2 protein-coding genes are annotated in these 2,086 nt (G+C 77.1%); both read left to right on the top strand.

From position 1 onward, the window contains the following. The first annotated feature begins 167 nt into the window (after window positions 1-167). Window positions 168-1,670 (top strand): PfkB family carbohydrate kinase, encoded by a 1,503-nt coding sequence (locus tag M8C17_RS31690; protein ID WP_252420470.1) that lies wholly within the window; start codon window positions 168-170, stop codon window positions 1,668-1,670. Then, on the top strand, window positions 1,667-2,086 hold a 420-nt coding region (locus M8C17_RS31695; RefSeq protein ID WP_252420471.1), incomplete at its 3' end, for an SDR family NAD(P)-dependent oxidoreductase. The genes M8C17_RS31690 and M8C17_RS31695, both read left to right, overlap by 4 nt.

The raw sequence follows: 2,086 nt of genomic DNA on the forward strand, positions 1-2,086 counted from the left end.
CTCGAACAGGAACTGCCCGCCGCGCTGGCCGCGTCCGCCGAGCCGGCGCCCGCCGAGCCCGGAGCGCCCGGTCGGCTCCCGGCCGGGCCCGTGCGTACCGGGGTCGAGGTGGTGCTCGACGGCCCGACTGGACAACAGGTCGACGCGTGAGGATGAGGAGGGACAGCGTGAGGGGACCCGTGGTGGTTGTCGGGGACACCCTGCTCGACCGGGATGTGGAAGGGGTGGTGAACCGCCTCTGTCCGGACTCGCCGGTGCCGGTGCTCGACGAGACCGCAGCCATCGACCGGCCCGGTGGTGCCGGCCTCGCGGCGGTCTTCGCAGCCGCGCAGGGGGCCGAGGTCGTGCTGGTGACGGCGCTCGCCGACGACGCCGGTGGCGCGCGGCTGAGCGCGCTGCTCGCCGCCGCCGGCGTGCAGGTGTATCCGCTTGCCCTGTCCGGCGCGACACCGGAGAAGATCCGGCTGCGGGCGCGGGGCCGGGTGCTGCTGCGCCACGACCGTGGCGGCGCGCCGGGCGAACCGGGACAGCCGTCCGACGAGGTGCTGCGGGTGATCGACGCGGCGTCCGCGGTACTGGTCAGCGACTACGGGCGGGGGGTGGCCCGGCAGCCCGCGCTGCGTGCCGCGCTGGCCGCGACCCGCGCGCCGGTGGTGTGGGACCCGCACCCGCGCGGGCCGGCCGCGGTGCCCGGCGTCCACCTGGCCACCCCGAACGAGTCGGAGGTGCGTGAGCTGGTTCCCGCCCTGCCCGGGGCGTCCCGGCTGGCGACCGCCTCACAGGGCGCGCAGGGTCTGCGGCGGCGCTGGCGGGCCGGCGCGGTCGCGGTGACCCTGGGCGGGGACGGCGCGCTGCTCTGCCACGCCGGGTCGACGCCGCTGGTGGTCCCCACCCCCGGCGCCGCCGAGGGGGACACCTGCGGGGCCGGCGACCGGTTCGCGGCCGCCGCCAGTCTCGCGCTGGCGCAGGGCGCGCTGGTGTCCGAGGCGGTGCAGGCGGCGGTTGCTGAGGCGTCGGCGTACGTGGCCGGTGGGGGAGTGGCCGCGGCCCTGCCGCCGCCGGTACGCCCGGTGCCCGCTGGCGTGGTCGGCCCGGGTGGTGACCGGGTGGGCGTCGCGGCGGTCGCCACACTGCTCGCCGACGTACGCGCCAGCGGCGGCACGGTGGTCGCCACGGGAGGCTGCTTCGACCTGCTGCACGCCGGGCATGTGGCCACCCTGCAGGCCGCCCGGCAGCTCGGCGACTGCCTGATCGTCTGCGTCAACTCCGATGCCAGCGTGGCCGGGTTGAAGGGGCCGGACCGACCGGTGATGTCCGAGGGCGACCGCAGCCGGTTGCTCGCGGCACTGAGCTGCGTGGACGCCGTCATGATCTTCGACGAGCCGACCCCGGACGCGGCGTTGTCCTGGCTGCGCCCGGACATCTGGGTCAAGGGCGGGGACTACGCCACCGGCGGCGGAGACGCCGCGACGCTGCCCGAGGCGGAGGTCCTGCGCCGCTGGGGCGGGCACACGGTGGTGGTGCCGTACCTGGACGGTCGTTCCACCACTGACATGATCGCCCGCTCCGGGCACGCCACCGGCGCCTGCTGTGCCGCCGGTCGACCGCCGGAGCCGGCGCGTCTCTCCGCGCCGTCGTCGGCCGCAGCCGGCGGGGAGCGGACCCGATGAGCGCCACGTCGCCCGGTGCCGGGCCGACCGTGCTCGTCACCGGCGGCTCCAGTGGGCTCGGCGCGGCGGTGGTGGCCGCGGTGGCCGCCTCCGGAGGCCGGCCGCTCGTGCTGGACCGGCAGCCGCCGGTGGAGGGAGTGTCCTGGACCGAGTGCGACCTGGCCGACACCCGGGCCGCCGAGGCCGCCACCCGGCATCTCGCCGAGCAGGCCGGCGGGCTGGACGCGGTCGTCACCGCCGCCGGTATGGACGTGCCGGGCCGACTCGCCTACGTACCGGGCGAGACCTGGGACCGCATCATCGCCGTCGACCTGCTGGCCACCGCCGCCGTCATCCGCGCCGCCCTGCCGTTCCTGCAGACGTCCCGGGGTCGCATCGTCACCGTCGCCTCGACGCTGGGTGTCAAGGCGGTCAGT

The sequence above is a fragment of the Micromonospora sp. RHAY321 genome, from assembly GCF_023896955.1.
In the GTDB taxonomy this organism is placed as follows: Bacteria; Actinomycetota; Actinomycetes; order Mycobacteriales; family Micromonosporaceae; genus Micromonospora.